Consider the following 4,664-nt stretch of genomic DNA (forward strand, 5'->3'; position numbering starts at 1 on the left):
TAGGGATCAGGCATCGGCAGAACTCTCAGAGAAAAGACTGGCGGGGGCAAAACTCTGCGGGACAGCGGCACTCTTGGCTCTTGGCTCTCTGCTTCGTCTTCGACTCACTGTGAATAGTGATCGGTCCAAGTGAGCGAGCAGTGCCTGTGCCAACCACGGTGTCAGAAGGGCTGGTCAGCGATCACTCTCGACGACGCTCGGCCTGCTGGATCGCATGGGCTGCATTGACCAGTCCGATATGGCTGAAGGCCTGCGGGAAGTTGCCCAACAGCTCGGTGCCGTTCGGTGCGACCTGTTCCGAGAGTAACCCGACGTCGTTGACGCAGCCAGCAGCGCGCTCGAAGATGACGCGCGCTTGTTCCACCTGGCCTGCCATGGCGCGGGCTTGGGCGAGCCAAAAGGTGCAGACCAAGAACGGCCCTTCGCCACCATCGAGCCCATCGGCCACCTGGTAGCGGTAAACCAGCCCGTTGGCGTCGGTCAACTGGTCCTCGATGGCGTCGAGGGTCGCGAGCACGCCTGGATCATCAGCGGGTAGAAAGCCGACGATCGGCATCATCAATACGGCCGCATCAAGATGATTGGCGCCGAAGGTCTGGGTGTATGCGCCAGCATGGGCGCTCCAGCCCCGCTCTAAGATGGCACTGCGGATCTGCGCGCAGGCTGTCCGCCACGCATCGATCCGGTGCTCGGCGCCGAGGTCGTCGGCCATGGCGATCGCACGATCGAGTGCCGCCCAGCACATCAATTTCGAGTGCAGATAATGCCGCGGTGGCGTGCGCATCTCCCAGATGCCGTGGTCCTTCTCCTGCCAACGCGCAGCGGCGGCGTCGGCAATCTCGACCAGGAAGCGGCGGCCGGTATTGCCGAGCGCTTGCAGCTGTTCGCGGACGCGATAGGCGGCGGTCATCACCTCGCCGTAGACGTCGAGCTGGCGTTGGCTCCAGGCGGCGTTGCCGACGCGCACCGGTGCGCTGTTGCGCCAACCGGGAAGATGCGGCAGCTCGCGCTCATTGAGATCATGCTCGCCCTCGATCCCGAACAGCACCTGCAGATTGCCGTGCTCGCGGACCTGGATCAGCGCGGTGGCGCCGAGGAAGTCGAAGAAGCGATGGGCCTCGGTCGGGCAGGCGGCGACCCAGAGCGCATCCAGCGTCAGGCTCGCGTCGCGGACCCAGCTGTAGCGGTAATCCCAGTTACGGCTGCCGCCGATGCAGGTGGCTAGCGAGGTGGTCGGCGCGGCGATGATGGCGCCGGTCGGCTCATAGATCAGTCCATGCAGCACGCGTCCACTATGGCGGACCAGCTCGGTCCAAGGGCCTTCGTAGGCTTGATGGGCGCGCGACCAGGCGCGCCAATCCTCAATCGTCTTGGTGAGCCCGGCGTGGATCGCATCGGGCAGGATGCGCTCGGGTAGGCCGGTCGCGGTGCTAGCGTGCTGGAGCGCGAGGCCGATGCGCTCGCCTTGGTTGAGCCTGAATCGGGCGCGAGCGCTGCAGTCCTCCACCGCCAGCGGGACATCTGAGCTGAGCCGCAGGATCGAGGCCCCGCCGCGAGTGGCGATGCCGCCTTCGACCGGCTCGAGTAACGGCCGGATCAGCCCGTATTCGGGCCGTGGCGCATAGTCGATCTCGATTGGGACTTGACCATCGAGGCAGTGCAGCTCGCGCAGAACCCGATGGGGCGCGCCGCGGCCAAGGTGATTGGCCTGATCGCCCTCTCCGGTCGCCAGGGCGTCGCGCAGCATCACTCGGCCCTCGCTGCAATGGAAGAGGGTCTCCAACACGAGCGACTCAGGGACGTAGCGGCGCTCGATCTCGACCGTCTCGAGACTCGACGGCGCGACGCGGAAATGACCACAGTCGGCGCCGAGCAGTCCGCTCAGCTGCGCCGGCGCGTCAAAGCGCGGCAGGCAGAGCCAGTCGATGCTGCCATTGCGGCCGACCAGTGCGGCGCCATGGCGGTCGGAGATCAAGGCGTAGTCTGCAATCGGGCGGTTGCTCATCCCTTCAGTCTCGGTCGGCGTAGAGATCAAACGCCTCCGACCAATCCGAGAATCCCGATGACGATCAGATAGATCGCGACGATGTAGTTCAGCAATCTGGGCTGAACGAGGATCAGGATTCCAGCGATCAGGGCGAGGATTGGCTGCAACGAAAGCTGAATCATGGCGTTGACTCCATCTGCGTTCGGTGAAACCGCATACGAGACGCGGTCGAGCTCGAGCGAGAAGTCGAGCTACGAATCTTGTTGCTTGCAAGTGGCAATCCAGGTTGCGAAGCCGCTTGTCAGGTCCCGGGAGATTGCTAAGGCTAAGGCTAAAGCTAAGGCCCATGGCCTGTCATTGCGAGAGTGAGGGCCTGCGTCCTGCAACAAGCCGGTAGGCTCCGCTCGCTGCCATGGCTGCCCAGAGTGGCAGCAGTGCGAAAAGTCCTGCATCGCCGTGCCCGAGGGTGAGACCCATTGCGGCCAGCAGTGGGCCGCTCGCCCATCTGGGGCTTAGACGCCCTGACCGCCGGCACGCTGCGCTGGGGTCGTCATCTCAGCCTGGAATTCATCGGGGCTCAGCAAGCCATTGTCGTCACGGTCGAGGGCGCTGAAGCGGTCTTGAAGACGGGGCAGAGCGGCGGCCTCGTCGGGCGCAAGGGCAGCATCGCCATTGCGATCTAGCGCCTCATAGCAGGCCATGGTCGCGGACATTCCAGGCACTTCGCCGCGCTTGAATTGGCAGTCATCGGGTGCGGTGGTGCCCGCACTGGCGAGAGCGGTTGTCATTGAAAGCGTTGTTATTGAGATGGCAGTGATCAGCGCGCGTCGATACATGTTGCAGCCTCGTTGATGGTTGTCTTCGCCGCTCGCTCCTGTTTTGGCCGGAGTCTTTCCCCGAGCTGCGCTCCGTGCTGGTTTCGCTCCGTGCTGGTGGCTGATGACTGGGGTGACGAGCGGTCCCTATAGATCTGCGCAGGCACGTTGCATACCAGTTGTCGCTGTGCGGATGTCAGTATGCGCAGTCCGAGGTATGCGTCATCCGTTTGGTCTAGACGCCTCGCGCGGGCGGCTGAAAATCGGCAGTCAGCCTCTTCTCAGACGCGCGGGATCGGTGCATTTGCCAACATGCTGGGTGATTTGAGCCGGCTGTGGTTGCCAACCTCGTCAGTGTCCAGCGTGTTCCTTGCAGGCGTCTCCTTGCAAGCCCCTCCTTGCAACCAAGGTCTAGCCGGCATTCATCAATCCTGGCGCATTGTTTGCGTAGTCGATTGATCAGTTCGTACGGTGCTGTGCCGCTGCGAGCTGTTCGATTTGCAAATGCTCTGATACCAGGAAGTTTCTAATGAAACGTTTAACACCGTTTTTTTCGCTCTCTGTCGCCACCTCGATCATGCTGGCCGCCGGCAGCGTCTTCGCCGACGAGCCGATCGGTGAGCAGGCCACCGAGAAGTACCAGGGGTTCGCTGAGGGAAACCCTGATCTGATCGACGACCGTGGCAACCGCCTGCAAAAGAAGGGCGAGCAAGACGTCGAGGATCGAGATTTGGCCGCGGACCCCGCCGGCTCGGCGGTCTATCCCGAGGAGGTCGTTGAGGGCAACGAGCCGCTAACGCCGGATGTCGAGAATCAGCCGGCACCCTATAGCGCCGAAGCCGATGTCCACGGCGACTTCGGCGATCAGAATCCCGACGTTCAGCGATGATGGTGGCGCAACTCAAAAGGCGGCGGGAAGGGCTGCGCGGGCAGCTGCTAGGGTCCGCCTCGTTGATCCTAGGCGTTGTGCTCGCCGGTATTGATCTTGGTCCAGCGCATCGAGCGACGTCTGGCCTGGGACGTGGAGGTCGAGGACGGGATCGGTCGACTCCGCGGCACGCTTAAAGACGATACATCCGAGATGCGCGCAAAACGCCTGGCTGAGTCACTCTAATGAAGAAAGCGCTGCTCGTCATCGCTCTAGTCTTCGTCGTCCTGCCTTTGGGCGTGACGGCCTCTTGGATGATCACCGAGGCAGCGCTAGAGGCGAGTTCGGGCCCAGACTTCTGCACGACCTGCCACACCATGGAGCCATTCGCCCGCAGCTTTCGAAAAGATATTCACGGGGGTAACAACCCCCGCGGTCTCGCTGCGCAATGCACCGACTGTCACCTGCGCCACGATAACGTTGCAAGCTATCTCTGGACCAAGGCTCGGTTCGGTCTTCACGATCTGTGGGCGCAGCTCACCTACGACCTTGAAGCCATCGACTGGCAGGCCGGCCTCGCGGACCGAGAACAGTATGTCTTCGACTCCGGCTGCCTGATGTGCCACCGCGATCTCGAGGACGCGCGCGGCAATAATCCTGCCTTCGTCGCCCATCGTCCGTATTTCCTAGGTGAGATCGAGAAGCAGTGTGTGAGCTGCCATGCTCACGTTGGGCACCGGGATCTTGCTAGGGCACTGCCACCATCCCCCAACAGAGGAGACTCCCCATGAACAGATGGACGACGCTTGCGATGAGCTTGGTGTTCCTCGCCGGGCCTGTCGCTGCGCAGAAGGATGCGCCCGCTGGACAAGACAACGCCCAGGACAAGGCAATGGAGACGCTCGGCGACCTCAGCCAAGTGCAGTCGATCGTCATCGACCGCGGCGTCACCAAGCTCGGGAAGAGCTGCGTCGAGTGCCACAAGCGGGACAAT

5 protein-coding genes and 1 pseudogene are annotated in these 4,664 nt (G+C 62.7%); 3 read left to right on the forward strand and 3 right to left on the reverse strand.

Translation table 11 applies throughout. The features are described from left to right. Window positions 1–181: 181 nt before the first annotated feature. The 3 genes from VBE63_RS24870 to VBE63_RS24880 form a co-directional block, all read right to left on the reverse strand. Window positions 182–2,005 (reverse strand): glycoside hydrolase family 15 protein, encoded by a 1,824-nt coding sequence (locus tag VBE63_RS24870; protein ID WP_323685697.1) that lies wholly within the window; start codon window positions 2,003–2,005, stop codon window positions 182–184. Window positions 2,006–2,031: 26 nt separating this feature from the next. Continuing rightward, window positions 2,032–2,169, reverse strand: coding sequence for a DUF3096 domain-containing protein (locus VBE63_RS24875; RefSeq protein WP_323685698.1), 138 nt, complete (start codon window positions 2,167–2,169; stop codon window positions 2,032–2,034). 330 nt (window positions 2,170–2,499) lie between these two features. Continuing rightward, window positions 2,500–2,775, reverse strand: a complete 276-nt coding sequence (locus tag VBE63_RS24880) for an EF-hand domain-containing protein (protein WP_323685699.1) — start codon at window positions 2,773–2,775, stop codon at window positions 2,500–2,502. Between the two features lie 556 nt (window positions 2,776–3,331). On the opposite strand from VBE63_RS24880, the gene VBE63_RS24885 reads away from it, so the two are divergent. From VBE63_RS24885 to VBE63_RS24895, 3 genes and pseudogenes are all read left to right on the forward strand, one after another. Continuing rightward, window positions 3,332–3,691: a hypothetical protein gene (locus VBE63_RS24885; RefSeq protein ID WP_323685700.1), complete on the forward strand. Its 360-nt coding sequence runs from the start codon at window positions 3,332–3,334 to the stop codon at window positions 3,689–3,691. A gap of 224 nt (window positions 3,692–3,915) precedes the next feature. Beyond that, window positions 3,916–4,461 carry a cytochrome c3 family protein gene (locus VBE63_RS24890; protein WP_323685701.1) on the forward strand — a complete coding sequence of 182 codons (546 nt, stop codon included), beginning with the start codon at window positions 3,916–3,918 and terminating at the stop codon, window positions 4,459–4,461. Then, window positions 4,458–4,664: pseudogene (locus VBE63_RS24895) on the forward strand (hypothetical protein); the annotation flags it as partial. The gene VBE63_RS24890 and the pseudogene VBE63_RS24895, both read left to right, overlap by 4 nt.

Source organism: Lamprobacter sp. (genome assembly GCF_034860625.1).
Lineage (GTDB): Bacteria > Pseudomonadota > Gammaproteobacteria > Chromatiales > Chromatiaceae > Lamprobacter.